The 26,094-nt window shown below is 70.0% G+C and carries 27 protein-coding genes and 1 pseudogene; 13 read left to right on the forward strand and 15 right to left on the reverse strand.

Translation table 11 applies throughout. The features are described 5' to 3' along the window. Positions 1-490: 490 nt before the first annotated feature. From KJS59_RS22995 to KJS59_RS23005, 4 genes and pseudogenes are all read left to right on the forward strand, one after another. Positions 491-1,393, forward strand: a complete 903-nt coding sequence (locus tag KJS59_RS22995; RefSeq protein ID WP_283775863.1) for an IS3 family transposase — start codon at positions 491-493, stop codon at positions 1,391-1,393. A 205-nt stretch (positions 1,394-1,598) separates the two neighbouring features. Next, positions 1,599-1,722 (forward strand): annotated as a pseudogene (locus KJS59_RS31875) (ATP-binding cassette domain-containing protein); the annotation flags it as partial. A 5-nt stretch (positions 1,723-1,727) separates the two neighbouring features. Continuing rightward, positions 1,728-1,880, forward strand: coding sequence for a hypothetical protein (locus tag KJS59_RS31390; RefSeq protein ID WP_249714752.1), 153 nt, complete (start codon positions 1,728-1,730; stop codon positions 1,878-1,880). Between the two features lie 176 nt (positions 1,881-2,056). Further along, positions 2,057-2,353 (forward strand): DUF1540 domain-containing protein, encoded by a 297-nt coding sequence (locus KJS59_RS23005; protein ID WP_213455046.1) that lies wholly within the window; start codon positions 2,057-2,059, stop codon positions 2,351-2,353. Between the two features lie 4 nt (positions 2,354-2,357). Here the strand turns inward: KJS59_RS23005 and KJS59_RS23010 are convergent, their stop codons facing one another. Together KJS59_RS23010 and KJS59_RS23015 are read right to left on the reverse strand one after the other, a co-directional pair. Then, the gene (locus KJS59_RS23010; protein ID WP_213455087.1) at positions 2,358-2,972 is read right to left on the reverse strand and encodes a GNAT family N-acetyltransferase; all 615 of its coding nucleotides are present in this window, start codon (positions 2,970-2,972) and stop codon (positions 2,358-2,360) included. After that, complete coding sequence (locus tag KJS59_RS23015; RefSeq protein WP_213455047.1) at positions 2,962-5,010, reverse strand: penicillin acylase family protein; 2,049 nt, start codon at positions 5,008-5,010, stop codon at positions 2,962-2,964. The genes KJS59_RS23010 and KJS59_RS23015 overlap by 11 nt, the downstream gene beginning before the upstream one ends. Before the next feature lie 209 nt (positions 5,011-5,219). Here KJS59_RS23015 and KJS59_RS23020 point away from each other — a divergent pair, with 209 nt between their 5' ends. The 5 genes from KJS59_RS23020 to KJS59_RS31395 all read left to right on the forward strand — a co-directional run bounded on the left by KJS59_RS23020 (position 5,220) and on the right by KJS59_RS31395 (position 11,018). After that, the gene (locus KJS59_RS23020; RefSeq protein WP_213455048.1) at positions 5,220-6,782 is read left to right on the forward strand and encodes a pyridoxal phosphate-dependent decarboxylase family protein; all 1,563 of its coding nucleotides are present in this window, start codon (positions 5,220-5,222) and stop codon (positions 6,780-6,782) included. Between the two features lie 45 nt (positions 6,783-6,827). Further along, positions 6,828-8,123, forward strand: a complete 1,296-nt coding sequence (locus KJS59_RS23025; RefSeq protein WP_213455049.1) for a lysine N(6)-hydroxylase/L-ornithine N(5)-oxygenase family protein — start codon at positions 6,828-6,830, stop codon at positions 8,121-8,123. A gap of 65 nt (positions 8,124-8,188) precedes the next feature. After that, complete coding sequence (locus KJS59_RS23030) at positions 8,189-10,021, forward strand: IucA/IucC family protein (RefSeq protein WP_213455050.1); 1,833 nt, start codon at positions 8,189-8,191, stop codon at positions 10,019-10,021. Further along, positions 9,988-10,722 carry a sigma-70 family RNA polymerase sigma factor gene (locus KJS59_RS23035; protein WP_213455051.1) on the forward strand — a complete coding sequence of 245 codons (735 nt, stop codon included), beginning with the start codon at positions 9,988-9,990 and terminating at the stop codon, positions 10,720-10,722. Before KJS59_RS23030 ends, KJS59_RS23035 begins: the two co-directional genes overlap by 34 nt. Positions 10,723-10,808: 86 nt before the next feature. After that, positions 10,809-11,018 (forward strand): DUF6069 family protein, encoded by a 210-nt coding sequence (locus KJS59_RS31395; protein WP_249714760.1) that lies wholly within the window; start codon positions 10,809-10,811, stop codon positions 11,016-11,018. A gap of 447 nt (positions 11,019-11,465) precedes the next feature. Here the strand turns inward: KJS59_RS31395 and KJS59_RS23040 are convergent, their stop codons facing one another. Next, a complete protein-coding gene (locus tag KJS59_RS23040; RefSeq protein ID WP_213455052.1) occupies positions 11,466-11,990 on the reverse strand; it encodes a MarR family winged helix-turn-helix transcriptional regulator in 525 nt (174 codons plus the stop codon). A 92-nt stretch (positions 11,991-12,082) separates the two neighbouring features. On the opposite strand from KJS59_RS23040, the gene KJS59_RS23045 reads away from it, so the two are divergent. Then, on the forward strand, positions 12,083-12,988 hold the full coding sequence (locus KJS59_RS23045; protein WP_213455053.1) for a dioxygenase family protein: 906 nt from the start codon (positions 12,083-12,085) through the stop codon (positions 12,986-12,988). A gap of 20 nt (positions 12,989-13,008) precedes the next feature. Here KJS59_RS23045 and KJS59_RS23050 read toward each other — a convergent pair whose 3' ends face one another. The 5 genes from KJS59_RS23050 to KJS59_RS23070 form a co-directional block, all read right to left on the reverse strand. Then, a complete protein-coding gene (locus tag KJS59_RS23050; protein ID WP_213455054.1) occupies positions 13,009-13,245 on the reverse strand; it encodes a hypothetical protein in 237 nt (78 codons plus the stop codon). A gap of 126 nt (positions 13,246-13,371) precedes the next feature. Continuing rightward, positions 13,372-14,094 carry a class I SAM-dependent methyltransferase gene (locus KJS59_RS23055; protein WP_213455055.1) on the reverse strand — a complete coding sequence of 241 codons (723 nt, stop codon included), beginning with the start codon at positions 14,092-14,094 and terminating at the stop codon, positions 13,372-13,374. A gap of 1 nt (position 14,095) precedes the next feature. Then, complete coding sequence (locus KJS59_RS23060) at positions 14,096-14,455, reverse strand: winged helix-turn-helix domain-containing protein (RefSeq protein WP_213455056.1); 360 nt, start codon at positions 14,453-14,455, stop codon at positions 14,096-14,098. Next, positions 14,452-14,697, reverse strand: coding sequence for a hypothetical protein (locus tag KJS59_RS23065; RefSeq protein ID WP_213455057.1), 246 nt, complete (start codon positions 14,695-14,697; stop codon positions 14,452-14,454). Before KJS59_RS23065 ends, KJS59_RS23060 begins: the two co-directional genes overlap by 4 nt. Before the next feature lie 313 nt (positions 14,698-15,010). Beyond that, complete coding sequence (locus tag KJS59_RS23070) at positions 15,011-15,466, reverse strand: NUDIX hydrolase (protein WP_213455058.1); 456 nt, start codon at positions 15,464-15,466, stop codon at positions 15,011-15,013. 32 nt (positions 15,467-15,498) lie between these two features. Between KJS59_RS23070 and KJS59_RS23075 the strand changes: the two genes are divergently transcribed. Together KJS59_RS23075 and KJS59_RS23080 are read left to right on the forward strand one after the other, a co-directional pair. Next, positions 15,499-16,542: a MarR family transcriptional regulator gene (locus KJS59_RS23075; protein WP_213455059.1), complete on the forward strand. Its 1,044-nt coding sequence runs from the start codon at positions 15,499-15,501 to the stop codon at positions 16,540-16,542. Positions 16,543-17,074: 532 nt separating this feature from the next. Beyond that, the gene (locus tag KJS59_RS23080) at positions 17,075-18,121 is read left to right on the forward strand and encodes a hypothetical protein (protein ID WP_213455060.1); all 1,047 of its coding nucleotides are present in this window, start codon (positions 17,075-17,077) and stop codon (positions 18,119-18,121) included. A gap of 96 nt (positions 18,122-18,217) precedes the next feature. On the opposite strand, the gene KJS59_RS23085 is transcribed toward KJS59_RS23080, so the two are convergent. From KJS59_RS23085 to KJS59_RS23115, 7 genes are all read right to left on the reverse strand, one after another. Next, a complete protein-coding gene (locus tag KJS59_RS23085; RefSeq protein ID WP_213455061.1) occupies positions 18,218-18,409 on the reverse strand; it encodes a winged helix-turn-helix transcriptional regulator in 192 nt (63 codons plus the stop codon). 81 nt (positions 18,410-18,490) lie between these two features. After that, a complete protein-coding gene (locus tag KJS59_RS23090; protein WP_213455062.1) occupies positions 18,491-19,675 on the reverse strand; it encodes a mandelate racemase/muconate lactonizing enzyme family protein in 1,185 nt (394 codons plus the stop codon). Positions 19,676-19,692: 17 nt separating this feature from the next. Then, complete coding sequence (locus tag KJS59_RS23095) at positions 19,693-20,703, reverse strand: ABC transporter ATP-binding protein (protein WP_213455063.1); 1,011 nt, start codon at positions 20,701-20,703, stop codon at positions 19,693-19,695. Next, positions 20,684-21,691 (reverse strand): oligopeptide/dipeptide ABC transporter ATP-binding protein, encoded by a 1,008-nt coding sequence (locus KJS59_RS23100; RefSeq protein ID WP_213455064.1) that lies wholly within the window; start codon positions 21,689-21,691, stop codon positions 20,684-20,686. Before KJS59_RS23100 ends, KJS59_RS23095 begins: the two co-directional genes overlap by 20 nt. Then, the gene (locus tag KJS59_RS23105; protein WP_213455065.1) at positions 21,688-22,539 is read right to left on the reverse strand and encodes an ABC transporter permease; all 852 of its coding nucleotides are present in this window, start codon (positions 22,537-22,539) and stop codon (positions 21,688-21,690) included. Before KJS59_RS23105 ends, KJS59_RS23100 begins: the two co-directional genes overlap by 4 nt. Continuing rightward, entirely contained in the window at positions 22,536-23,507 is a 972-nt protein-coding gene (locus KJS59_RS23110; RefSeq protein WP_213455066.1) for an ABC transporter permease, read from the reverse strand. The genes KJS59_RS23105 and KJS59_RS23110 overlap by 4 nt, the downstream gene beginning before the upstream one ends. Beyond that, the gene (locus KJS59_RS23115) at positions 23,504-25,039 is read right to left on the reverse strand and encodes an ABC transporter substrate-binding protein (protein WP_213455067.1); all 1,536 of its coding nucleotides are present in this window, start codon (positions 25,037-25,039) and stop codon (positions 23,504-23,506) included. Before KJS59_RS23115 ends, KJS59_RS23110 begins: the two co-directional genes overlap by 4 nt. Positions 25,040-25,344: 305 nt before the next feature. On the opposite strand from KJS59_RS23115, the gene KJS59_RS23120 reads away from it, so the two are divergent. After that, the gene (locus tag KJS59_RS23120; RefSeq protein WP_213455068.1) at positions 25,345-25,989 is read left to right on the forward strand and encodes a GntR family transcriptional regulator; all 645 of its coding nucleotides are present in this window, start codon (positions 25,345-25,347) and stop codon (positions 25,987-25,989) included. Positions 25,990-26,094: the final 105 nt, after the last annotated feature.

Raw genomic sequence — 26,094 nt, forward strand, 5'->3', positions numbered from 1 at the left:
GGCCCCTCCCTGTCACGCTTAGATGAGACAGCCCGTTGACCAGGGGATACTCTTCCTGGACGGTCACGAGGAGAGATCATCAGCATGACGTCGAAGCCCAGCGAGAGCCCGGATCCGGACGTCCGGCCACAGCGGCGGACATTCACCGCGAAGTTCAAGGCGCGGATCCTGGACGAGTACGAGTCGGCGTCCGATGCGGCGGCTCGTGGGGTGATCCTGCGGCGGGAACGGCTGTACGGGTCACACATTCTGGACTGGTGCAAGGCCCGAGACGCGGGAGCCGCGGCCGGTCTGACGGACCGGCGGCATCGGCCGCGCGGGCGGCGTAGAAGGCCGAGACGGCTGAACTTGCCCGGTTGCGGCGGGAGAACACCCGCCTGACGGCGGAGTTGCCGAAGACGCAGACCGCGTTGGAGATCATGGGAAAAGCGCACGCGCTCTTGGAATTGCTCTCCGAGAGCGCGGAAACCGCGCCGATGCCGAGCCCGTCCTGGTCGAGGCGCACGAGGCGCTGAGCCCGGTATGGGGCATCGCCGGGGCGTGCCGGCTGACCGGCCTGTCCCGCGCCACTCTCTATCGGCGGCGCACCCCGCCGGCGGCGCCGAAGCCGCGGACGCTGCGCAAACCGCCGCCGTCGGCGTTGACCGAGACCGAGCGGCAGCAGGTCCTCGATCTGCTCAACCGGCCCGAGTACGCCGACCTGGCCCCGGCGCAGGTGTGGGCCCGCGAGCTCGACGAGGGCCGCTGGTGGTGCTCGGAGTCCACCATGTACCGGATCCTGCGCGCAGCCGGGCAGACCGGCGAACGCCGTAGCCAGGCCACCCATCCCGCCCGGACCAAGCCGGAACTGGTTGCCAGCGCGGCGAATCAGGTCTGGTCCTGGGACATCACGAAACTGCGGGGTCCAGTCAAAGGCGTCTGGTACCACCTGTACACGGTGATCGACATCTGGTCCCGGTACGTCGTCGGGTACCTGGTCGCCGCGTACGAGGACGGGCAGCTCGCCGAAGCGCTCATCGCCGACGCCGCAGCCCGTGAACGCGTCGATCCCGACCAACTGACCGTGCACGCCGACCGCGGCGCGGCGATGACCTGCAAAACCATCACCCAACTGCTGACCGACCTGAAGATCGGCCGTAGCCACAGCAGGCCCAAGACTTCCAACGACAACCCCTACATCGAGGCCAGCTTCAAGACCTTGAAGTACGACCCCACCTTCCCGGACCGGTTCAGGTCGATCCAGCACGCCCGCCAGCACTGCGAGGCGTTCTACACCTACTACAACCACGAGCACCGGCACTTCGGGATCGGCCTACACACCCCCGCCTCAGTGCACCACGGCACCGCCGAGCAGATCCGCGCAGGCCGGCAACGCACCCTGGACGCCGCCTGAGCCACCCATCCCGCACGGTTCGGCCGCCGCCGGCCCCAACCACCACGCATCCCGAACCGTGCATGGATCAACAAACCCGACACCACCGACCCGGACCAGGCCACCGCCCCGTCGCCGACCACCCACCCAATACCAACAAGCTAAAAAAAAATCAAGAAATTGTCTCATTTGACTTGACAGGTACCGGGTCGACTACGCCGGCCGCTACCCCACCGAACTGTCCGGTGGGCAACGCCAACGCGTCGCCATCGCCCGCGCCCTGGCAACCGAACCCCAGTACCTGCTCTGCGACGAGATCACCAGCGCCCTCGACACCGCCACCGCCGCCGCCATCATGGACCTGCTACACGGGCTGCGGGTCGAACGCCAGCTGGCCCTGGCACTGGTCAGCCACGAAACCCACCTGATGGCGGCCTACACCGACACCGTCCACGTCCTGAACGACGGCGTCCTGACAGCTCACGGCCCAACCTCGCGGGTGCTTTAGGAGCGATACGGACGGCTATCCGCCGAGCAGGCGGGCGCCACCGCTGACCACCACCGGTCGACAGCGCGCGGTATCGATCGGGGGAGACTTGTTTGCGGAAAATCGGAAACAAGCTCCGTAATGGAGCATTCGATGGAGAATCTCCCCCGAGGCGTTTACTTTTCGAGGGGGACAGCATGACCCAAACGCTGCACATGCCGCGGGTCGCAGACTGCAGCGCGACGGCCTGTGGCTACAACCAAGGCGGATGCCGCGCATTCGCGATCACCATCGGCGGGCCGAGGCAGTCGCCGGCGTGCGGCACCTTCGTCGCGGCGACCGACAAGGGTGGACAGGACACCAACGTGGCGCAGGTCGGGGCCTGCCGACGGGCCGAGTGCCGCCACAACGTGGATCTTGAGTGCCACGCCTCGCAGATCACCGTCGGACCGGACAAGGGCCGAGCCGACTGCCGCACCTTCGAGCCCCGCTGACCCTTCACGCGCGGGCCCGTCCTGGCGTTGCGCTCCCATCCCCGCCAGCGGGACCACCGCAGTCGGCCGAGGGCGGACGCCGGTCCAGGAAGAGTAGTTGGGCGCGCTTGCCGGGCAGGTCGATCCGCGGCCCGGGCACGAACCCGGCCCGCATCAGCCGGGCGATGGCCCGGTCGTTGCGGGCATCGGGTTCGGCCACGATCCGCCGGCGGGTCGGGTCGGCCAGCACGAAGTCCAGGAAGGCGGCGAGGACGGCGCCGGTGAAGCCCGGTTCGGGATCGCCGTCCGGCGGTGCGACCATCAGATGGATGCCGAAATCGCCGGGCCGCACGTCGTAGCACTCGCCCACCGGGTCGGCCGCCGGCTCGTAGGTCTGGAAGAGCCCTACCGGGCGGCCGTCCCGGTGGATCAGGTACGCGTGATGGGTGGTCAGCGAGTCCAGGTACGAGTAGATCTCCCGTACCCGGTCCCGGCTGGCGTCGCGCATCCCCCAGAACCGGGCCCGGTCCCGGGTGACCCAGTCGTGGATCAGGTCGGTGTCGGTCGCCGGGTCGACCGGCCGGATCGCCACCTCCCCGAAACCCTCGACGCGGCGCAGCCAGCCCGGGTCACTGGTCATGGTCATCTTGCTCCTCGGTGAGCCGGTGCCAGTCGGTGACGACCGGGATGAGATCGCCGCGCAGCCAGTACGGCAACTGGTCGCGCTGATGCGGGTCCCCGGGCACGCCGGAGGCGCCGAACGGGACGACCCACCGGCTGTCGTCGCGCCGGCCGAGGTCCCAGACGTAACGGGCGGCGGGGGCCCGGAAGCAGTGGTGCGTAACGCCGGGCACGCTGGAGGTGGCCAGCACGCAGTCGTGGTCGCCGGAGAGGCCCGGCCACTGCGCCGCGCGGTCGGGCAGCGCCTGCCAGGGGGCCAGCCGGTGCAGGTCGCCCCAGCACGCCGGGGCCGTCCCGGCCGCCTCCTCGACGGCGGCGCGGGCCGCGGTGCGCAGGTCGGCGGCGGGCAGGAGGCCGGCCCGCAGCAGCGTTTCCAGCGCGAAGCCGACCCTGGGCACCAGCGCGAGCCAGGGGTGGAAGACCGCCGGGTAGCGGGACGGGTCGGCCAGCGGGGCCAGCATCGGGTGGGCGGCCAGCCGGCGGACCAGGGCGGCGCGGACGGCGGCGAAGGCGCCGGCGTCCACACTGTCGGCGCGCATCTCGCGGTCCCAGTCCAGCAGCCGGTCGCGCAGCGCCACGGCGGCCGGGCCGAGCCCGTCCAGGTCGGCGAGGAGGGCCAGGAGCGGCTCGGCCGAGGCCAGCCGGGTGTCAGTGTGGACGGCGCCCAGGTCCCCGGCCGACCAGTCGGCTCGGCCGGTCAGCAGCTCCCGGATCCGGTTGGCCCGGTGGGGTGCCGCGAACTCGACACCGAGCGGCGCGGAGATCCCCCGATCGTTCGCCATCACCGCGAGGTCGGACACGTCGGCACGGGGCATGGCACGCCAACCACGCCACTCGTGCCCCGGCTTCCAGGCCGGTACGACGAGCAGCCCGTTGGCCCGGTCGCGGACCGGCACGGCGCCGGCGACCCGGTGCAGCAGCCCGCCCGCGGTGTCGGCGGCGAGCAGCACGTTGACCGGCTCCACCCAGTGCTCGCAGGCGGCGTCCACGTCGGCGACCCGGGTGGCGGCGAGCAGGGCGGGCAGCGCGGCGAAGCCGAGGTCGCCCCGGACCCGGGGCACGTACCGCAGGCTGATCGCCATCTCGTCGTCCGGTCCACCGACGACGACGGGGCCGCGTTCGGTCTCGATCACCTCGAGGTCGACCGGGTCGCCGCCGGCCACCTCGACGGTCTCGGCATGGGCCGCGGCGGGGCGCCAGCCGGCCGGGCCGAGCGCCTCGACCGTCCCGTCGCGGCGGCGCAGCCGTTCGGCGTAGAGGTCCTGGTAGTCGGCCATCGCGTTGGTGATCGCCCAGGCCACCGAGCCGGTGTGGCCGAAGTGGGCGATGCCGGGTACGCCCGGCACGGCGAGGCCGAGCACGTCGTACGCCGGGCAGGCGAGCCGGATCTGCTGGTAGCTGCCCGGGTCCTCGATGTAGCGGTGCGGGTCCCCGGCGAGGATCGGCGCACCGCTGGCGGTCCGCGCCCCGCCGAGCAGCCAGCCGTTGCTGCCGGCGGTATCCGGGCCGTCGGTGGCGAAGCAGCCGACCGCGTCCTCGCCGAGGTGGCGGGCGACCTCGGTACGCCAGAGTTTTGCCGGGAAGCCGGCGAACAGCACGTGGTGGGCGAGCCAGACGGCCAGCGGGGTCCAGGGCTGCCAGTGGCCGGGGGCCAGCCCGGTGCTGGCGAACTGCGGGGCTCGCCGGGCGCCGGCGGCGAGGCCGGCGTTGACCCCGTCGACGTACGCGCCCACCCAGGCGGCCGTGTCCGGATCGAGGTTGTCGTGGCAGCGGCGGGCGGTGTCCGCCAGCCGGGCCCGCCGCGCGAACCGATCCCAGTCGATCGCCTCCGGGCCGAGGAAGGACGCGCTGGTCCCCTGTGACCGGTGCCGCTCCACCTCGATCTGCCAGGCGCGGTCGAGGGCGGTGACGCGGCCCTGGGCGAAGGCCAGCGCCGCGGGATCGCAGGCCCGCAGGTGTCGTATTCCCCACGGATCGCGGTAGATCTGGTACTCCACGCCACTCCAAAGGATGAGGTTCGCCTAACCTATGAAATCCCCCGCCCGGGACGCAGTCGCGCCCGAAAGATGACTCACCGCAAGCCTGCGGCGACTCCTTGACAGGAGATTAGGTTAGGTTACCCTAACTCAGGCCCTCGCCGGCCGTCCGCTCCGGACGGCCGACCCGGCGGGTCCACCGTCTCCACGCGACCGTTGAGGAAACCGCCATGAACCCCCAGAGGTACTCCGCCGAGGCCGCACCGCACCCGACGCGCGGGCCGGCGACGGCCGCCCGCGCGCACCTGTTCCACCACGGCACGGTCGACCGCTACCGGCAGATGCTGGTCGCCGCGGTCGACCGGGTGGCGCACCGGGTGACCGACGTCGACCGCCCGTTCAGTGGGATCACCCCGGACCGGCTGGCCCCGGAGATCGACCGGATCGACCTGGACCGGCCGCTGACCGACCCGGCCGCCGCCCTCGACGAACTGGACGGCGTCTACCTCCGGGACGCGGTCTGGTTCCACCACCCCCGCTACCTGGCGCACCTCAACTGCCCGGTGGTGATTCCGGCGCTGCTCGGCGAGGCGGTGCTCAGCGCGGTGAACTCCTCTCTGGACACCTGGGACCAGAGCGCCGGGGGCACGCTGATCGAGCGCCGCCTGATCGAGTGGACGGCCGACCGGATCGGTCTCGGCCCCGGCGCCGACGGGGTGTTCACCAGCGGCGGCACCCAGTCCAACCTCCAGGCCATGCTGCTGGCCCGGGAGGAGGCCGGGGTGGCGGTGGACCGACCGCGCGAGGAACTTCTCCCCCGGCTGCGCATCCTCACCTCCGAGGCGGGGCACTTCAGCGTGCAGAAGTCGGCGCGGCTGCTCGGTCTCGCCCGGGACGCGGTGGTCACCGTCGAGACTGACCCCGACCGGCGGATGGGCAGCGCCGCGCTGGCCCACGAGATCGCCCGCTGCCGCCGCGACGGCCTGGTCGTGATGGCCGTGGTCGCCACCGCCGGGACCACCGATTTCGGCACCATCGATCCGCTGCCGGCCATCGCCGACCTGTGCCGCGCCACCGGGGTCTGGCTCCACGTCGACGCCGCGTACGGCTGCGGGCTACTGGTCTCGCCGACCCGCCGGCACCTGCTCACCGGCATCGAGCGGGCCGACTCGGTGACCGTCGACTACCACAAGTCCTTCTTCCAGCCGGTCAGCTCCAGCGCGCTGCTGGTCCGCGACCGCGCGGCGCTGCGACACGCCACTTACCACGCCGACTACCTCAACCCGAAGCGGATGGCCGAGCAGCGCATCCCCAACCAGGTCGACAAGAGCCTGCAGACCACGCGCCGCTTCGACGCCCTGAAACTCTGGCTCACCCTGCGGATCATGGGCCCGGACGTGATCGGGGCCCTCTTCGACGAGGTGCTCGACCTGGCCGCCGAGGCGTGGCGGCTGCTCGCCGCCGACCCCCGCTTCGAGGTGGTAGCCCGGTCGCAGCTGAGCACCGTGGTGTTCCGGTACCTGCCGGCCGAGCACCACCTGGCCGACGACGCCAACCTTTACGCCCGCGAGGCGCTGGCCGCCTCCGGTGCCGCCCTGGTCGCCGGCACGAAGGTCGACGGGGCGCACTACCTGAAGCTCACCCTGCTGAACCCGCAGACAACCGTGGACGACATCGCCCACGTCCTCGACCTGATCGCCGCCAGTGCGAGCCAGTACGTCCTGACGAAGAACGGCACCGAAGCGTCCGTGGCACCGACCGACGCCACCACCCAGCCCTGCCACATCGGCTGACCGCCGCCGTCCCGCCTACCGCGTCCACTCTCGGGAGAAACCCGCATGTCCACCACCCACGACTTCGTCGCGATCGGCCTGGGCCCGTACAACCTCGGGCTGGCCTGCCTGGCCGAGCCGATCGCCGACCTGGACGGTGTCTTCCTCGAGGCCCGGTCGGATTTCGACTGGCACCCCGGAATGCTGCTGGAGTCGAGCCGGCTCCAGACGCCGTTCATCGCCGACCTGGTCAGCCTGGCCGACCCGACCTCGCCGTACTCCTTCCTCAACTACCTGAAGGAGTCCGGACGGCTCTACCCGTTCTACATCCGGGAGAGCTTCTACCCACTGCGTCGGGAGTACAACGACTACTGCCGCTGGGCCGCCGGGAAACTGTCCAGCCTCCGCTTCGGCCACGAGGTCACCTCGGTCCGCTACCGCGACGGGGTCTACGTCGTCAGCGCCACCGTCGCCGCGACCGGGGCGACGGTGGAACATCGCGGCCGGCACCTGGTGCTGGGCACCGGCACCCCGCCGTACCTGCCGCCGGCCTGCGCCGGGCTCGGCGGCGACGTGGTCCACAACTCGCGCTACCTGGAGCATCGGGATGCGCTGCGGGCCAAGGAGAGCATCACCATCATCGGCAGTGGACAGAGCGCGGCCGAGATCTACCACGAGTTGCTCACCGACCTCGACAGCCACCGGTACCAGCTCAACTGGGTGACCCGGTCGCCGCGCTTCTTCCCCCTCGAATACACCAAGCTCACCCTGGAGCTGACCTCCCCCGACTATGTGGACTACTTCCACGCCCTGCCCGAGCCGGCCCGCTACCGGCTGGAGTCCGAGCAGAAGGGCCTCTTCAAGGGGATCAACGCCGATCTGATCAACGAGATCTTCGACCTGCTCTACGCCCGCAGCCTGGACGGGCCGCCGCGTACCCGGCTGCTCACCAACACCGAGCTGACCGGTGTGCGGTACGACGGGTCGACCGGCGGATACACACTCGACCTGCACCACATCGAGCAGGAGCGGGACTTCACCCTGGACACCGCGGGGCTGGTCCTGGCCACCGGTTACCGCTACCGGGTGCCGGATTTCCTGGAACCATTGCGGGAGCGGCTCCGCTGGGACGCGCACGGCCGCTTCGACGTGGCCCGCAACTACACCATCGACCACACCGGACGGGAGGTCTTCCTCCAGAACGCCGGCACCCACACGCACAGCATCACCTCGCCCGACCTGGGCATGGGCCCGTACCGCAACTCCTGGATCATCCGCGAGTTGACCGGCCGGGAGCACTACCCGATCGAGAAGCGCATCACGTTCCAGGAGTTCGGCGTACCGGCGGGAGCCGCATCGTGAGCGCGCGGAGCGCGGGTTGGCCGCCGCGGAGGAAGCACCGCGGTCGTGACCGTAAGGAAGGCGCTGTGAGACACCCTTCGCCAACCTCCGCCCCACCGTCCACACCGGACCAGTCGGTCGCGCATCTGACTCCGCGACACTGGGACCGGGCCAACCGGCTGCTGGTCCGCAAGGCACTGGCCGAATTCGCCCACGAGCGGCTGCTCACCCCCGAGCCGGTCGGCACCGATCGGTACGTGGTACGCAGCGACGACGGCACCGTCGAGTACCGGTTCACCGCCCAGGTGCTCACCCTGGAGCACTGGCAGGTCGACCCGGACAGCATCACCCGGCACCGGAACGGGCGCGAACTGCCGCTGGACGCCGTGGACTTCTGCACCGAACTGCGCGGCACGCTCGGCCTCTCCGAACGGGTGTTGCCGGTCTATCTCGAAGAGATCACCTCGACCCTGGCCGGGGCCGCGTACAAGCTCAGCCGGCCGCCGGTGCCCGCCGCCGAACTGGCCCGCGCCGACTTCCAGGCGATCGAGACCGGCATGACCGAGGGGCACCCCTGCTTCGTCGCCAACAACGGGCGGCTCGGTTTCGGCATCCGCGACTACCACCGCTACGCCCCGGAAGCCGGCCGGCCGGCCCGCCTGCTCTGGCTCGCCGCGCACCGCGACCACGCCACCTTCACCTGCGCGGCGGACCTGGACTACGACACCCACATGCGGCGGGAACTCGGGGACGAAACCCTGGCCCGGTTCGCCGCCACCCTCACCGGGCTGGGTCTCGACCCGGCCGACTACCTGCTCATCCCCGTGCATCCGTGGCAGTGGTGGAACCGGATCTCGGTCACCTTCGCCGGTGAGGTGGCCAGCCGCCGGCTGGTCTGCCTCGGCGAGGGGCCGGACGAGCACCTGGCCCAGCAGTCGATCCGCACGTTCTTCAACATCACCGCACCGCACCGGGACTACGTCAAGACCGCCCTGTCCGTACTGAACATGGGCTTCCTGCGCGGGCTGTCCGCCGCGTACATGGCGGCCACCCCGGCGATCAACGACTGGCTCGCCAAGCTCATCGACAACGACGACCTGCTCAGGTCCACCGGCCTGACCATCCTGCGGGAACGCGCCGCGATCGGCTACCGCCACCGACAGTTCGAGGCGGCCACCGACCGGTACTCCCCCTACCGGAAGATGCTGGCCGCGCTCTGGCGGGAGAGCCCGCTACCCGCCCTGGAACCGGGCCAGCGGCTGGCCACCATGGCGTCGCTGCTCCACACCGACCGGGCCGGCCACGCCCTGGCCGCCGCGCTGATCACGGAGTCCGGGCTGCCCGCCGAGGTGTGGCTACGCCGCTACCTGGACGCGTACCTGGTCCCGCTGTTGCACGCCTTCTACGCGTACGACCTGGCGTTCATGCCGCACGGCGAGAACGTCATCCTGGTCCTGGCCGGCGGCCGGGTGGAACGAGTGATCTTCAAGGACATCGCCGAGGAACTCGTCGTGATGGACCCGGCGGTAACCCTGCCCGCGCAGGTCAGCCGGATCCAGGCGGACATCCCGGAGGAGATGCGGCTGCTGTCGATCTTCACGGACGTGTTCGACTGTTTCTTCCGGCACCTGGGCGCGGTGCTCGCCGCCGAAGGCGTGCTGAGCGAGGAGGACTTCTGGCGCACCGTGGCCGCCTGCGCCATCGACTATCGCGACCGGGTGCCGCACCTGGCCGACCGGTTCCGGCGGTACGACCTGTTCGCCGACGAGTTCGCCCTGTCCTGCCTCAACCGGCTCCAGCTCCGCAACAACCAGCAGATGGTCGATCTGGCCGACCCCTCTGCCGCCCTGCAACTGGTCGGCACCCTGCGCAACCCTCTCGCCGCTTGGGCCCCGCCGGTCCGTGGTGGCACCGGCTGACCACAGTGGCGGAGCGGCACCGGCGGGAGCTGCACGTGCACTGCTACCGGATGCTCGGGTCGTTCGAGGACGCCGAGGACACCGTGCAGGAGACGTTCCTGCGTGCCTGGCGGCGGCGGGAGACCTTCGCGGGGCGGTCGACGTTCCGGGCCTGGCTGTACCGGATCGCCACCAACGCCTGCCTGGACCTGCTCGCCAAGTGCCGCCCGGAGCCTGCGACCGGCGGCGAGGTGCTGTGGCTGCAGCGGGCCCGCGCCGGTATGCGGGAGCACCTGCCCGCCGAGCGGCAGGACTGGACCGGCGGCGAGGAGGACGCCGGGACGCGCGAGCTGGTACGCCGCTATACCGACGCCAGCATCGCCGCGGACGTCCCGTTGCTCGCCTCGATGCTGCGGGACGACATCCGGTTCTCGATGCCCCCTACGCCGGGCCTGTACGCCGGGCGCGACACGGTCGTGAACGGCTGGGTCGAGAACGGCTTCGAGGGCATGACGAACCTGCGCGCCGTCGTCACCTCCGTGAACCGGCAGCCCGCCGTCGCCTTCTACCGCTGGCGGAAGCGGGCGGGCGCGTATCTGCCGCTGACGATCGACGTCCTGCGCGTCACCGGCGGGGCGATCACCAAGATCGTCACGTTCCACGACGGCCAGTTCCCGCGGCTCGGGCTGCCGGCGCGCCTGCCGGCGGACGGCACGGAGTAGTCCGACATGAACAACATGAATGAGACCGGGTCGCCGCAGACCCGGCATCGGGCCAGACCGGCTTCTTCTCGGTCGTGGGCATCGTCATGGCCGTCGCTCTTCTTCGTTGGAGCGCTCGCCCTGCAGAGCGATTCGTGTGGACGGCAGTGTCGCTGACCGTAATCTCGTTGGTCCCGCCCCTCCTTTCCGGGGCAAACACCGCCACCACCAGCGCCCTCCTCGGGCTACACCTCGTCCCCGCGGCGGTGATGATCCCCACCCTGACGCGGAGCCTCCGCACCAGGACCCGTCGGTGAGCCCCGGGGCCGATGTGTCACCAGTTGGCTGGCGGGTCACTGGCGGGAAACGACTGCTTCCCCCACTCATCGACGACGTCGCCGATGTCGGAGGCAGTTTCCGGGGCGAGTTCCGGTAGGTGGGGGCGGGTGCGAGCTGCCGTTTCGAGATCGTTCGCTGCCGTGGTCTGCTCCGCCGACAAGGGCTGCGGTGTCGTCGGAGCGCATGGTGCGCCTGGAGTTGGCTGGGTCATCGCTGAAGCCCCCGATCTGGTCGCCTGTCGCGTGGTCAAGGTGGCCGCGGAGCTTGTGACGGTCCCGCCACGACCCAAGCCTACGACGCCAGCCACGCTACAGCCCCTCGCGCAGGATGGGAGAGCATGACGCAGCAGGGCGACCAGGTTGAGAAGGGGAACGACCGGCCAGGTTGCCCGCGATCGCTGCTCCACTACGCCTCGTCGTCCGAGGTCATCCGGGGCGAGCTGGCTCGGTAGCGTCGTCCGGCGGGGTGGGGCGCTGGTACGGGGCGGTCATCACACCGTCGGGGTCCAGCCGGTCGAGGATCGCGTCGGTGATCCCGGCCAGCTGCGCAACCTGCTCCGGCGAGAGCACCTCGAACACGTGGTGCCGGACGTTGGCGACATGCCCGGGCGCGGATTCCACCACCTTCTGCCAGCCGGCCTCGGTCAGTCGAGCGTTGGTGGCCCGCCGGTCCTGCGGGCAGGGGAACCGCTCCACCAGGCCACGGTCCGCCAATCGCCCGACCACGTGAGACAGCCGCGACAAGGTGGCGTTCGTGCGCGCGGCGAGGGCGGTCATCCGCAGCGTTCGCTCAGGCGCCTCCGACAGCATCGCGACCACCATGTACTCGAAATGGGTCAGCCCGGCGTCACGGCGCAGCTGCGAGTCCAGGGCGCCGGGAAGCAGCTCCGCCACCGCGACCAGCCGCACCCACGTCGCCAACTGTTCGCTGGTCAACCACTGCTCGCTCATCCGCACACCCTATCAAAATAGTTGACGCGACAAGTAAATCTGCTACGGTGTTACTTGAAACTTCAACCATCCGCGTATCTCGGGGAGAAGTGATGACCAACCGCACCGCCGTCGGCACCACCTCGGCCGCCGACGCGCTCATCCCCGCCCAGCACCCGTTCGCCGCGCACCTGCGGCGGGCCGCCACCCTCGAGAACGCTCAACGGCACCGGCTGTGGACGCCGGCCGACGGGCCGCTACCCGCGCTCTACCTCAGCCACGGCGCCCCGATGCTGTTCGAGATGGCCGACTGGATGACCCAGCTGCACACTTGGGCCCGGGCCCTACCCAAACCGCGGGCGATCCTGATCGTCTCCGCGCACTGGGAGTCCGCGCCGCTGAGCATCTCCAGCACCCAGCCGGTCGATCTGGTCTACGACTTCGGCGGTTTCCACCCGATGTACTACCAGATGCGCTACGACACCCCACCCGCCGTGGACCTCGCCCAGCAGGTCGTCGCACTGATGCCGGACACCGAGCAGGTCCACGAGCACCCCAACCGCGGCCTGGACCACGGCGCCTGGGTACCGCTGAAGATCATGTACCCGGAGGCGGACATCCCGGTGTTGCAACTGAGCATGCCCACCCACGACCCGGACCGGCTGATGGCGCTGGGCCGGCGGCTCACGACGCTGCGGGAATCCGGAGTGCTGGTGATCGGGTCGGGCTACATGACTCACGGCCTGCCATTCCTGGACTGGCAGAATCTCGACAAGGTGCCCGGATGGTCATCCGACTTCGATCACTGGGCCGCCGAGGCGCTGGCCCGCGGCGACGTTGACGAGCTTGCCAAGTTCCGCTCCAACGCCCCGGGCATGCCCTACGCCCACCCCACCGTCGAGCACTTCACCCCACTGTTCGTTACCCTCGGCGCCGCCACCGACCCCACCGCGGCACCGACCACCACCATCGACGGCTACGCCCTCGGCCTGGCCAAACGGTCCATCGAGGCCGCCTGACGCGGCCATCGAGCCCATCATCAGGCCGGCGCCCCGACCAGTTGCGGGCACGGCGGCCGGGTCAGCGCGATGTACCACACGGAGGCCGCCAGCAGCCCAATTCCCCACAGTGTGTAGCCGCCCATCTGCAGCAGCAACGGCAGGAACGGGCCGCCGAACTCGCCGCGGATCCAGGCGGTCATTCCGGCGATGCCGAAGTACGCGGTCAGGCTCGCCCCGACGAACACGCGGGGGCCCAGTACCAGCCACCGCGGCACTGCCCGTCCCCGCAGGGGCACCACCCAGCGGGCCAGAGCGGCCCTACGAAGATCACCTCTCTGACTACAGTAGACAGTAGTCGAGAACGGCGCGAAGGTGCTCAGGCGGTGGAAGGATCGGCTCGATCAGTGGCGTGTTGCCGGCTTGCGGGCGCTAACCAAGTGGGTCGGCAACCAGGGGCCGCTCCACCACTGCCGCCAGCCCAAATCGCGGCGGCTCACCCCGGCCATGCCGAGATGCTGGAGCCGCTGCTGGTACCGGCGGGTGCCTTGCAGATCGGCGACCAGCAGGCGTCCACCGGGGCGCAGCACTCGAACAGCTTCGTCGATCGCCGTGTCACGCTCGGCGGTCGTCTTGACGTTGTGTACGACGACGTTCGAGATGACCAGGTCGAAGGACTCGTCGGGGAACGGCAACGCGGTAATGGTGGCGGTACGGACCTCGACGCGGTCGGAGACACCGGCCGCGGCCGCGTTGCGCATGGTGGCATCGGGACCGTTGCCCGACTGGTCGGTGCGCCACAGATCTACACCGACCGCTCGTCCATCGGGCACTCGGAGCGCCGCGGAGATCAACAGCGCGCCCCGGCCGCAGCCGAGATCCAGGATCGCCTCGTCGCCACGCAAATCCAGATCATCGAGAAGACGCGCCCAGACCACGAACTTCCCAACCCGGGAGGCGTACCAGCCCAGCACGCAGCAGGCGATGATCAACACGACGCCGACCAGCGGCCAGATCGTATGTTGCAGGACGGCCTGGACCATGCCGGCGAGGATCAGTAGCGCCGGAAACGCCACCAGCCGCGGAGCATCGATCCCATAGTTCCCCGGAGGCCGGGTGGCTGTCATCTCAGGCACCTGCGGGGCTCCTCTCGCTCAAGGTCTCGGCGGACATGGCAGGGCGCGCAGCGATCGCGGTCAAGGCGGCCAGGTGCGCATCGAAGGCTTGCCGGCCCGCCGCGGTGAGCGACAGCCAGGTGCGCGGCCTCTTGCCCACGTAGCCCTTCCGCGCCCGCACGTATCCCGCGTCGACCAACACGGTCACCTGCTTGGAGAGCACCGAGTCGCTGACCTCGATCGTGTCGCGCACGACACCGAACTCGGCCTGGTCCGCAGCCGACAGATAGGCGACGATGGATAGCCGTACGGGCGCGTGGATCACCGGATCGAGCCGGTGCCGCGGGTGCCCACCCTCCGGTCGCCTGCTCACGAATTGCCCCTTTCGCCGCCCCGGGTCGCGCGATGGGCCGCCAGCGCGGCGGCGGCCACCATCGGGGCCGCGACGATGAGGCCGACCGGAAACCAGTACCAGTAGGCCGTTCGATCGCCGAAGGCGAGACGGCCGAGCACAGTGGCCGAAACCCAGAGCACGGTCCACACCCCGGCCGCGGTCAGGTAGAGCCGGCGGAGCCCGCGGCCCAAGACCCGCCGCGACAGGGCGTAGGGAGCCACGCCTAGCACGAAACCGGTCCACGCCACCCCAGCCAGCACGGCACCCCGACCGTGCAGCATCCCGGTCGCCGGGAAAGAACACCGCGGTAGCCACGCCGTACGCCAACAGGACGCGGACCGCCCAGCTCGCCTGCCGCCGGGTGGCCGCCCTCGCCTGGTCCACCGAAGCCAGCGCCACTGCCGCCCAGGCCGGGCTAACCCCCTGCTCAGCATCCCCTACCACGCGGACAGACTAGACCAGTCTTTCCGGAATGGAAAGTACTTGCCGGCTGCGGGTGATGCGTTCAGCGGGACGCTGAGCGGATCCGTGGCCTCAGCCGGCGACCGCCTCCTTAGCGAAGAGCTGTTCCAGGAACATGCCGTGCTCGCGCAGCGTGCCCGGCGGGACCGCACGGAAGCGGCCGATCTCGTCGGACTGGGCGTCGCCGACGAGGACGTCGGAGGTGGGCTTCGCCTCGAACGCCATGCCGACCGGCCAGCCGCGGTAGCCGTCGCGCAGCATGTGGGGGTATTCGATGTACCCGAGAAACCGCCCGACGCGCACGGTCACGCCGAGTTCGTCGCGCGCCACCCGCACGACGGCGTCCCGCAGGTGCTCGCCGAAGTACACGGTTCCGCCGGGCAGGTGCCACTGTCCCTTGCACGGCTTGATCGCCCGCCGGGTGAGCACGTATCCGTCGGAGGTCGAGCACACCACCTCGACGGTCAGCCGGGGCACCTTGCCGTAGATATCGGCGAACTCAGCGGCCGAGAACGGCTGCCCACCCATGTCGTAGATCCTCTCGCCGGTTGGACCACACGGTGACGCATGCCACAGCCGGGGCCGCGTCGCGCGCGGGCAACGTCTTCTTCCTGCTGCGCGGTGTCCGCGCGAAGTTCTCCTCTGACGCCGCCGACTCCCGGGACTTCCTCATCCTCGACACCCTCGGCGGCCAGGACTGGGCGTCGCAGATCGACCTCGCCGAGCGCCTCGGCATCAACCGGACCATCATGGTCCAGGTCATCGACCGGCTCGAAGAGCGCGGCGAGGTCCAGCGCACCCGCGACCCAGGCAACCGGCGCCAATACGTGCTGTCCCTCACCGATCGGGGCCGGGCCGCCCTGGAGGAGCGGCGCCGCATCGTCGCCGAGCGCGGCGCCCGCCTGACCTCCGCGCTCACCCGGCGGGAGGCCGCCCGGCTCGACGCGCTGCTCGCCCGGCTGCTGCCCGAGGCGGTCCGGCCGTTGGTGCAGGGTACCGAGAACCTCGTGGCGCAGGCCGACCTCCGGCTGCGCCGGCAGGGCGACGACAAGCTCGCTGGCACCGGGCTCCGCCTGCGCTTCTACCGGCCCCTGTCGGCGCTCGTCGCCGCCGGGCCGTGCGCCCAGCAGGAACTCGCGGAGGTCCTCGCGATCACCAGGCCGGCCGCCTCGCAGCTCGTGGACGAACTGGTCAAGCCGGGGCTGGTACGCCGCGACCGCGACCCGCACGACCGGCGCCGGTACGCCTTGGAGGTGACCGAAGCCGGCCGCACGGCGCTCACCGTCATCGCCATGGCCGTTCAGGAACTCACCGACGAGGTCGAGGCCCTACTCGGCCCCGGCGGCGAGGACGCGCTGCGGGCGCTGCTGCTGAAGATCAAGCCACGTCCGCCGCGTCCTGAACCGCCCGCACCACCGCGGCCGGGGCATCACTCGAAGCGCTCGCCCCGTTCGGCGCGCGCCACCAGAGGATGCCGGCGCGGAGGCCAGTTCCTCAGCGCTGTCGATGAGGCCAGTTCCTCAGCGCTGTCGATGAGGCCGGGCAGGCCGCGCCTGTACTGGGGGACGCCGGCCGCTCGCGCCCGTAAAGACCGGTCGACATGACATCGGTCAGAGCCAAGGTGACTGAAGCGGCAAGCCCACGATCAACGATGATGACAAGCGCGGGTGTGGTCCTTGTCGGTGTCATGTTGTCTCAGCAACTCCATGATCACCGGCGGGGCCACACCCGTCCCGCAACACCCTCCAACCAGATCGCGACACCGCGTACGCCCAGGTCAGGCACACCTCAATCGACTACGCAAAGACCCTGCAGTCACCACCCCGGCCGACACGCTACGTAGGGGTCCGCCGAGGACTCCCCGATTCACGGTCACGCAGCGTAGGGGACGCCGGGGGCATCCGACGCCAGAGGCGCGCGCCCCGTCGTTGATACATTGACGTTCATGATTCTTTGATGCACGTTCCACCGCATGCGGGAAATACCACCTCGCCGGCAAATGCGGACACGACCAAGCAATCCGCGTTCTTCACGCCTTCACTGATTACAGTCGGTTGCCATACAGTAACTACGCCGGGCGGCCCGCACCATTCTTTGCCGCTCGATCCCCTACCCCCCTCCGGAAAGGGAATCGGCATGAGAATCGCACGAACAGACTCGCGTCCCCGCGCAGCGCGGCTGCTACTGGGCGCCGCACTGACCGCGGTCATGGCCCTCGCGGCCGGCGGCACCGCCACGGCGGCCACCGGCGCGGCGACCAGCGGCGCCAACGCCAAGGCCGCGGCCGCGGACCGCACCGACGTGTATATCCGGGACACCCTGGACGACTACGGCCTGGAGCCGCACGGGCCCATCTACTCGTCCTTCTTCAACAGCCCGGACGTGAAGATCTGCCCCAGCGCAGTCGAGTGCGGATCGCACACCAATCCGGTCGTCGGATCGACCAGCTACATTTTCGTAAATCTGCGCAACAACGGTCCGTACGGTTCGGGAATCAGCGACGGAACGCTGCGCGCGTACTACACCACCTCCGGCGGCGCCGCGAACTGGCCATCCGACTGGACGCCGATCGGCGCGAAGAGCCTGCCGGTCGTGCCCGGGGTCACCACGACGTCGATCGCGTGGCCGAACGTGCCCTCCATCGGGCACTTCTGCCTGCTGCTGCGCTGGGAGTCGGCCACCGACCCGATGCTGTTCGAGGGCACGGCGACGTCCATCAACACGCAGTACAACAACAACATCGCGTGGAAGAACGCCAACACCGTCTCGGCGGGCGGCGGCGTGGTCAGCGACCGACCGTACGCCCTCGCCAACCCCCTGCCCGTGCCGGCCGCGTTCGACATCGCGTTCCGGCCGATCGGCGAGGCGCTCCCCGGCGGCAAGATCATCGTGGACCTCGGGCCGCAGCTGTTCGAGCGCTGGCGGGCCGCAGGCGGCCAGGGTGACGGCATCCAGGTGGTCGGCAAGAGCGCCGTGCAGGTCGTCGACCCGTACCGGGGGCAGCTGCGGGGCCTGCCGATCAACCCGGGCGAGCGGCCCGTACTGAAGTTGAGCTTCTCCACCGGCGAGCTGCTGCAGAAGCCGTACGTCCTGCAGATCGTCCAGGTCGGCCCGCTCCAGAAGCCCGGGGAGCGCTACGACCTCGGCGGGGTGGAGTACACCTTCGAGCCCATCAAGCGCTGACCGAGTGGGACGGTGGGCCGGGGAACGCCCTCTGCCCACCGGCTGGCCGCCGCCGCACGGGACCGCGGCGGCGGCCAGCCGCGCGTCGGGCGCCCATCAGGACTCTTCGTCGTCGGCGTCGTGACGGACGCGCGCGTTCCGGATGTCGTACTCGTGGATTTCCGCCCAGCGGCCGACCTCGATGACGAGTGGCAACAAAGATCGCCCCAGGGCGCTGAGGGCGTAATCGACGCGCGCGGCCGGGCCGGGATGCGGTGTCCGGTCTACCAGCCCATCGCGCGCCAGCACCCGCGACGTGCGGGTACGCGACCCCGGGCACCTCTGACACGAGGAGTGCCCGGGGTCGCGGCGTAGGCCGCCGTGGCATCGTTACGCGACAGCCCAGGTGCGCTTTCGTGGGACGCCCACGATCTCGGGGCCCTCCTCGTAGGCGAACCGCTCGCGGAAGTCCTCCACCAACTCGATCCCGAGGCCCGGGGCGTCCGGCACGGTCACCGCACCGTCCTCGACCTGGACGGCGGGCGTGACCAGGACGTCCCGGAAGGCGTTGTCCTTGCCCGCGTCCCACTCGACGTGGCCCCGGATGTGGGCCGGGATCGCGGCGGCGAAGTGCAGATTGGCCACCTGCCCGACGCCGTTGTAGGTGTGCTGGGCGATGATGATGTTCGCCGCGCTGGCAATCGCCGCGATCTTCATGCACTCCGAGATCCCCGCGGACTTCACCACGTCAGGCGTGAGGTAGTCGACCCCGCCCTGCCGGACGAGATCCTCGAAGTCGAACCGGGTGAACACATTGCCGCCCGATGCGATCGCCGCCTGGCCGAGGCCGCGCAGGCGCGCGGCGTCGCGCTTGTGGTGCGCGATCGTGAAGTCGAACGGGTCCTCGAGCCAAAAGATGTTGTAGTCCTGCAGCCGCTTCGCGAGACGGGCGGCCTCCGGCCAGGAGTACCGGGCGTTCGTGTCGATCATGACGTCGATGTCCTCGCCCACGCGGTCGCGCACGGCCGCGATCGCGGCGAGGTCCTTGGGCACGCCGGCGCCTCCGCGGACCTTCACCGCCTTGAAGCCCTGGGCGACGTACTCCGCGGCCTCGTCGGCCAGCGCCTCGAGGTCGTCGCGGATACCGAGCGTCTGGCAACCGACGTAGGTCGTCAGCCGGGGCCCCGCGCCGCTGTTGTCCCCGCCGCCGAGGAGCCGGTACACCGGCTGCCCCGTGACCTTGCCGAGGATGTCCCACAACGCGATGTCGATGCCGGCGATCGCCTGCGCCGCGGCCGAGCCGAGGTGGATCGAGCCGAAGAACATCTTCTCCCAGAGGCTCTGGATCTGGCGCGGGTCCTGACCGACGACGAGCGGGCCGAGCTTGGTCTCGATCAGCGCCTTGATCGCGTGCGGCGTGTGGCCGTGATACGAGCTGCCGATCCCGGTGATGCCCTCGTTCGTGTCGACGAATACAAGCAGCTCGTCGCGCTTGTAAGCCGTTCCCAGGCCCATGACCCAGGGGTTCGTGAGCTTCTCCGAGATAAGGAGGCAGGACACGCTGGTGATCTTCACCGTGATACTTCCAATCGTCAGTGAACGGGGATCGGGTCGTGGTGCCGCGGCTCTGCGGCACCGTCGAGCGGGAAGTGGCAGGCGGCGGTGACATGCGCCTTCGTCGGTCGCAGCACCGGGCGCTCGAGCGTGCACGCCTCCCGCCCGGCCGAGACGATGCAGCGTGCGGCGAACGCGCACGCTGGTGTCGCCGCGGCCGTCTTGGGCGGCGCGCCTGAGATGAACGAGATGACCGGCCGCGTAATGGTGGGTGCGCAGTCCATCAGCGCCGCGGTGTACGGGTGGGTCGATGCCGACAGCACGTCCGCCGTCGGTCCGAGCTCGACGACGCGGCCGGCGTACATCACCGCGAGGTGGTCGGTGATGCGGCGCACTGCCTCGAGGTCGTGCGAGATCGAGATGACTGACATCCCCTCGGTCGACCGTAGGTCGTCGAGCAGGTCGAGGATCTGGGCCTTGACCGTGACGTCCAACGCGGTCGTCACCTCGTCCGCGACGAGGACCCGCGGACCGGCCGCGAGCGCCATGGCGATCGCCGCCCGTTGCCGCATGCCGCCGGAGAACTCGTGGGCGTACTGGCGAGCTCGGCGGCCCGGGTCGGGGATCCCCACTCGGCGCAGCGCCTCGATGGCGGTCTCGTCGGCCGCCCGCCGGTCGGTCCCCGGAATGTGCCGGCGCACGACCTCGGCGATCTGGCTGCCGACGGTCCGGACGGGGTTGAGGGACACCAGGGCGTCCTGGTACACCAGCGCGAGGTCCTTGCCGCGGCGGCGGTCGAGCTCCTTGCGGTTCAGACTCAGCAGGTTGACGCCGTCGAGCCGCACCGCGCCCGTGGTCGTCGCGTTGGTGGGCAGCAGCCCGAGCAGGGCGAGTGCGAGGGTGGACTTGCCGGAGCCGCTCTCCCCCACGATGCCGATCGACTCGCCGGCACCGATCGAGAACCGCACGTCGTCCAGGGCCGCGAGAGGCCCGGTCGGGGTCTGGTACGTGACACCCAGCCCGCTGACCTCAAGCAGTGACGTCGACACGGTCGGCCACCTCCTCGCTGGCGCTGATGGGGTGGTTGCACGCGAACCAGTGGGCTTCGGTCTCGACCCGGGCGACGTCGGTGTCGCACTCGGCGGTGCGGCGCCAGCAGCGGGCGCGGAATGGGCAGCCCGTATCCGCGAGCGGGAGCGGTGCGGCGTCGGTGGCGAGCGCGATCTTCGCCGCCGTGGGCATGGCCTGCTGGCCGTGGGCGGTCGCCGACCAGAGCAGGCCCTGGGTGTTGGGGTGCGCCGGTTCCGCGAAGACGCGCGGCGTTGCCCCACCTTCGACGAGTGAGCCGCGGTACATCACGAGCGTGCGGTCAGCGATCGCTCGGACGACGCCGAGGTCGTGGGCGATGACGAGCATGGCCACGTTCTCGCGCGTGCGGATGTCGTCGAGCAGTTGCAGGATCTGACCCTGGACCGAGACGTCGAGCGATGCGACCGGCTCGTCCAGGACGAGCAGCTGCGGCCGCGGGGCGATCGCCCGGGCAATTCCGACGCGCTGCCGTTGACCGCCGGAAAGCTCGCGCGGTCGGCGAGCGTGCTGGACCGGGTCGAGGCCGACGATGTCCAGGGACTCGGCGACCCGCTCGTGCCGCTGCGGGCGGGAGAGCCCCGAGAGCAGCAGTGACTCCTCGACCAGTTGGAATACGGGTTTCGTGGGGTCGAGCGAGCTGTAGGGGTCCTGGAAGACCATCTGCAGCCGCCCGGCGAGGTCGCGCCGGCCACGACGGGTCCGGGCGAGCCGCACCACGTCCTGGCCGGCCAGGTGGACCGTTCCGGATGTGGGCGCCTGGAGCCCGCTGATCGCCTGGGCGACGGTGGTCTTGCCCGATCCGGACTCGCCGACCAGCGCGACCGCCTCGGCCGGGGCCACCTGAAAACTGACGTCTTTCGCGGCCCAGAAGTGCCCGGAGCCGCCGGCGAACCGTTGCGAGAGACCGGCCACGTCGAGGACCGGCGTCTCGTCACGGACCTGTGTCATCGTTCCTTTCCCCTCAGGTACAGGCCGATGGTCGCGATGGAGGTGCAGGCGAGCACCAGCACCGCTCCGGCCACGAGCACGGGCATCGCGTTGGTCTGCAGGTAGTCCTTCTCGCTGGAGATGAGCAGCCCGAGGGACACCTGGGGCGGCTGGAGGCCGAAGCCGAGGAAGGAGATAGTGGACTCGGCCAGCATCACGTTCGGGATCTGCACGAGGGAGATGGACAGCAGGAGGTCACCGGTGTTGGGCAGGACGTGGCGCCCGAGGATGCGACCCAGCGACGTTCCGTACATCCGCGAGGCGGTGATGTACTCCTCGCGTCGGAGGCTGAGCACGCGGGCCCGGATGACGCGGCCGTAGTTGACCCAAGTCACCAGGACGAGGACCAGCACCAGCGCGCTGTAGCTCGGGCTCAGCACGGTGACCAGGGCAATCGCCAGGATGATGCCGGGGAATGCGTTGAAGACGTCCATAAGCCGGCCGAGGACGTTGTCGGTGACGCCGCCGACGTACCCACCGACGGCTCCGACGAGCCAGCCGAGCGCACCCGACACGGCGACCACCGTCAGCGCCATGAGGATCGATGTGCGGAGCCCGACGGCGATCATCGACGCGAGGTCGCGCCCCAGGTGGTCGGTGCCCAGGAGGGCGTCCGGGCCCGGCGGCGTGAACCGGCGGGCGGGGTCGACGGCGGTGGCGTCCGCCGGGTTGAGCAGAGGGACCAGCACGGCCCACAGGAGCAGCACCACGGCCACGGCGGACGCGACGGTGACGATCGGCGGGACGCGGCGGAGCACCGACCGCGGGGTGGGGTGCGGTTGGATCGGGGTGGGCATGGTGTCCGTCATGGGGTTCCCACCTCGATGCGAGGGTCCAGCTTCATGTAGAGGATGTCGAGCAGCGTGTTGAGGGCGAGCACCACGGCGGTCGCGACGAAGAGCGTCGCGCTGACGAGTGCGATGTCGTAGCGCTGCATGGCCTGGACATACAGGCGACCGATGCCCGGCCAGGCGAACACCGACTCGATGACCACGACGCCGCCGATCGCGAGGCGGGTGAGCTCGAGGCCGCCGACGGAGACGATCGGTACCGCGGCGGCGCGCAGCAGATGCGCCCGTAGGGTGTAGCTGGAACCGAGTCCTTTCGAGCGCGCGACGAGCATGAACGGTTCCGCCATCGTTGAGCGCACCGATTCGCGCACCACGTAGACGAGTCGCCCGATCGGCGGGATCGCCATGGCGACCGACGGCAGCACGAGGGCGGCCGCGGTTCCCGAGCCGCCCGTCGGGAAGATCGGGACGGTGACGGCGAGCGCGATGATCAGCACCAGTCCGGACCAGAACTCGGGCACCGACGAGGCGAAGGCGCCGACGGCCTGCAGGACGCGGTCGGCGGTCGTGCCGGCGCGGACGCCGGCCCAGGTGCCGAGCGCGATGCCGACGAGCGCCGTGATGACGAACGTCGTCGTTGCGAGCAGCAGCGAGTTCGGCAGGGCGTCCATGACGACGGCGATCGCGGGACGCCCGGCCGTGGTCGATTGGCCGAAGTCGAGCAGCACGGCGCCGCGCATGAAGCGCCAGAACTGTTCCAGTACCGGGTCGTCGTACCCCATCGCCGCGCGGTACGAGGCGACCTGTTCCTCGGAGGCGTTGATCGGTAGGGTCCGCCTGGCCGGATCACCGAGCACCTGGAACACCAGGAAGACCACGCCGAGCACCACGAGGAGCGTCAGGACCGCCGAGCCGATACGCCGGAGGATGTGGGCGAGCGTCGGCGACAGCCGTGTCCGCGGCTCGGCGAGGACGGCCGTGGTCACTTCTTACCACTCCACTCGTACCAGTAGACGGTGTAAGCGTCGCTGTAGAGCTGGCCGTGGATGCCGTCCTGCGTCGCGGCGGCGTTCTTCGGACTCGTGATCCACACCATCGGCGCGAGGTCGCGCGCCATCGCGTGGACCTTCTGGTACGCGGCCGCCTGCTGGTCGACGTTGTCGAGGTCGATCGCGGCCTTGGCGGCGTCCCGCAGTTTCTCGTCACAGAACGTCGCCCGGACCTTGCCGCATGTGTAGTAGTTGTCGAGGTAAAGGGTCGAGTCGAGGGTTCCACTGCCCGCCTGGACGTAGAAGAGGTCAGGCGCGGGGACCTTGTTCTGCGGGGCGAGCAGGCCCTGGGCGATCCACTGGTCGCGGGGCAGCAGTTGAACCTTGATGTCGAGCCCGAGCTTTTCGTAGGACGCGGCGAGCGTCTGGCACGTGTCCGTGCCCAGCGTCCCGTAGTACTCGGTGACGCACATCATCGTCAGGTGGGCGCCAGCGGCCCCGGCCTGGTCGATCAGCTCCTTGGCCTTGTTCATGTCGTACGGGTAGTCCTCGAGGTCCGGGTTGTACCCGTGCACCTGCGGGGTGACGCCCTGCCCATGCGGCGCCTGCGCGAAGCCGAACCGGAGGTGGTTGGTGAGCGAGTCACGGTCGACGGCATAGTTGAGGGCTTGGCGTACCCGGACGTCCTGGAGCGCGGGCTTGGCGTCGCTGATGCGCAGGATGTCGATCTCGGTCGACGGAGCCGTCACGGTGGCCGGGGCGGCGTCGAGCAGGTCTGGCGAGAGGTCGAACGCGACGTCCGTCTCGTTGGCGCGTAGCCCCGCGAGCCGGGCGCCCGTGTCCGGGACGACGCGCATCTCGACCTTCTTGTAGTACGGGTTGACGTCGCCCCAGTACTTGTCGTTGATGGCCAACACGGCGGTGTCGTGGGCCGGGGTGACCCTCTCCACCTTGTAGGGTCCGGTGCCGATCGAGTTGTTCTGGGCGGCCTTCGCGTCCTTACCCCAGCCGTCGGGCTGGATACCGATGGCTGCCACGGTGCGGTCGACGAAGAACGACGGAACCGTGGTGAGGATGTCGACCGTCAGGTCGTCGACCTTCTTCGCGCCGGCGATGGTCGCGAGCGTGCTGTCCTTGGCGCTCGCCGGGTCCGCGAGCTTGCTGATCGTCCAGACGACGTCATCGGCGTCGAAGGTGCTTCCATCGTGGAACGTCACGCCGTCACGGAGCTTGAACCGCCAGCGTTTGGGTTCCACCTGCTCCCACGACGTGGCCAGCAGCGGGTTCCACGACAGCTTGTCGCCGTCACTGACGACCTTCGTCAGCCCCTCGACGACGCTGCCCAGCAGCAGCCGGCGTGCCGTCCCGTTGACCTGGTCCGCCACCACGTCGAGCGTGCCGAGTTCGCTTCCGGTGGAGAAGGTGAGCGTCTCGTCCCCCGACCCCTGGGAGCCGCTCCCGCCAGAACACGCGCTCAGCGCGATGACCATGCTCACGGCCACCGCCGCGACCGCACTCCGTGAGAACACGGCTCTACCCATTGCCCTGCTCCTTCTCGTCCTTGAGCCAGATATGTCGCAGGGCGAATCGCCCCTGTAGACTTCTGTATACAGTCGTGTGCCATAGTATGTAGCGACATGCAGGCGCGCTGTCAACGGCTTCGCAACATCCGGGTGGTCACGCTTCGGAAACGGCAGGTATCTGCTACACAGTGAGCTCACACGCAGGCCCACCCAGGGCGTTGCGCGCCAGACGACCAGAGAGGTTCCGGGGTGGCGAACGGTAGGGGCGCTCGTGCGACGACGCGTCAGGGGCGCCGCGCGGAGGTGTGGCGATGAACCAGCTCTACCTGACGATGCGCCAGGACATCATCGAGGGCCGCCTACAGGTGGGCGAGCAGCTCATCGAAACCACGATCGCCCAGCGCTACCAGGTGAGCCGGACGCCGGTCCGTGAGGCGCTGCGCCGGCTCGAGCAGGACGGCCTGGTCGAGCGATCCCCGCGCGGGGGGATACGCGTCAAGGTCTGGACCGCCGATGAGATGTTCGACCTGTACGAGCTGCGGATCATCCTTGAGTCGGGCGCGGCGCGGTGGGCGGCGGAGCGCAAGACGCGGCTCGACGTCATCCGCCTGCGCCAGACGAACGAGGAAATGCGCAAGCTCGACCCGGCGGTCGCCAACAACCTCCGGGACGTCAACCTCGCCTTCCATGAGGCCCTGTGGCGAGCGAGCCACAACGCTCCCCTCATCGACACGCTGGGACGCCTCCAGCGGCAGATCATGCGTCACCCCGCGAGCACCCTGAAGCATCCTGGCCGCTGGGCCGCGATCGTCCAGGAGCACGATCGGCTCATCGAAGCGATCGAGCGAGGAGACGGCGAGCGGGCCGCGAACATCGCCGGCGAACACATGACCGAGGCGCGCGACCTGCGGCTGGCGAACTACTTGGCGGACCAGGACAAACCCAACCTGGCGTAGGTGGCGAGAAGCGCCTGGTACCCCATCCGCTGTCTGAGCGGGGAGTCGTGCCGGTTGGTCGGGCGCTGGTGATCCCGAGCGGGATGCGCACCGGTCGGGCGTTTC

This window comes from Rhizomonospora bruguierae (assembly GCF_018397995.1).
Taxonomy (GTDB): Bacteria; Actinomycetota; Actinomycetes; order Mycobacteriales; family Micromonosporaceae; genus Rhizomonospora; species Rhizomonospora bruguierae.

Bases quoted from the DNA above. Each gene is read 5' to 3' on its own strand.
- KJS59_RS23040 (WP_213455052.1), bottom strand. From the start codon at position 11,990: ATGAGCGAGCAGTGGTTGACCAGCGAACAGTTGGCGACGTGGGTGCGG.
- KJS59_RS23020 (WP_213455048.1), top strand. From the start codon at position 5,220: ATGAACCCCCAGAGGTACTCCGCCGAGGCCGCACCGCACCCGACGCGC.
- KJS59_RS23010 (WP_213455087.1), bottom strand. From the start codon at position 2,972: ATGACCAGTGACCCGGGCTGGCTGCGCCGCGTCGAGGGTTTCGGGGAG.
- KJS59_RS23055 (WP_213455055.1), bottom strand. From the start codon at position 14,094: ATGACAGCCACCCGGCCTCCGGGGAACTATGGGATCGATGCTCCGCGG.
- KJS59_RS23045 (WP_213455053.1), top strand. From the start codon at position 12,083: ATGACCAACCGCACCGCCGTCGGCACCACCTCGGCCGCCGACGCGCTC.
- KJS59_RS23105 (WP_213455065.1), bottom strand. From the start codon at position 22,539: ATGACGGACACCATGCCCACCCCGATCCAACCGCACCCCACCCCGCGG.
- KJS59_RS23025 (WP_213455049.1), top strand. From the start codon at position 6,828: ATGTCCACCACCCACGACTTCGTCGCGATCGGCCTGGGCCCGTACAAC.
- KJS59_RS31395 (WP_249714760.1), top strand. From the start codon at position 10,809: ATGGCCGTCGCTCTTCTTCGTTGGAGCGCTCGCCCTGCAGAGCGATTC.
- KJS59_RS23080 (WP_213455060.1), top strand. From the start codon at position 17,075: ATGAGAATCGCACGAACAGACTCGCGTCCCCGCGCAGCGCGGCTGCTA.
- KJS59_RS23100 (WP_213455064.1), bottom strand. From the start codon at position 21,691: ATGACACAGGTCCGTGACGAGACGCCGGTCCTCGACGTGGCCGGTCTC.
- KJS59_RS23070 (WP_213455058.1), bottom strand. From the start codon at position 15,466: ATGGGTGGGCAGCCGTTCTCGGCCGCTGAGTTCGCCGATATCTACGGC.
- KJS59_RS23005 (WP_213455046.1), top strand. From the start codon at position 2,057: ATGACCCAAACGCTGCACATGCCGCGGGTCGCAGACTGCAGCGCGACG.
- KJS59_RS23120 (WP_213455068.1), top strand. From the start codon at position 25,345: ATGAACCAGCTCTACCTGACGATGCGCCAGGACATCATCGAGGGCCGC.
- KJS59_RS31390 (WP_249714752.1), top strand. From the start codon at position 1,728: ATGGACCTGCTACACGGGCTGCGGGTCGAACGCCAGCTGGCCCTGGCA.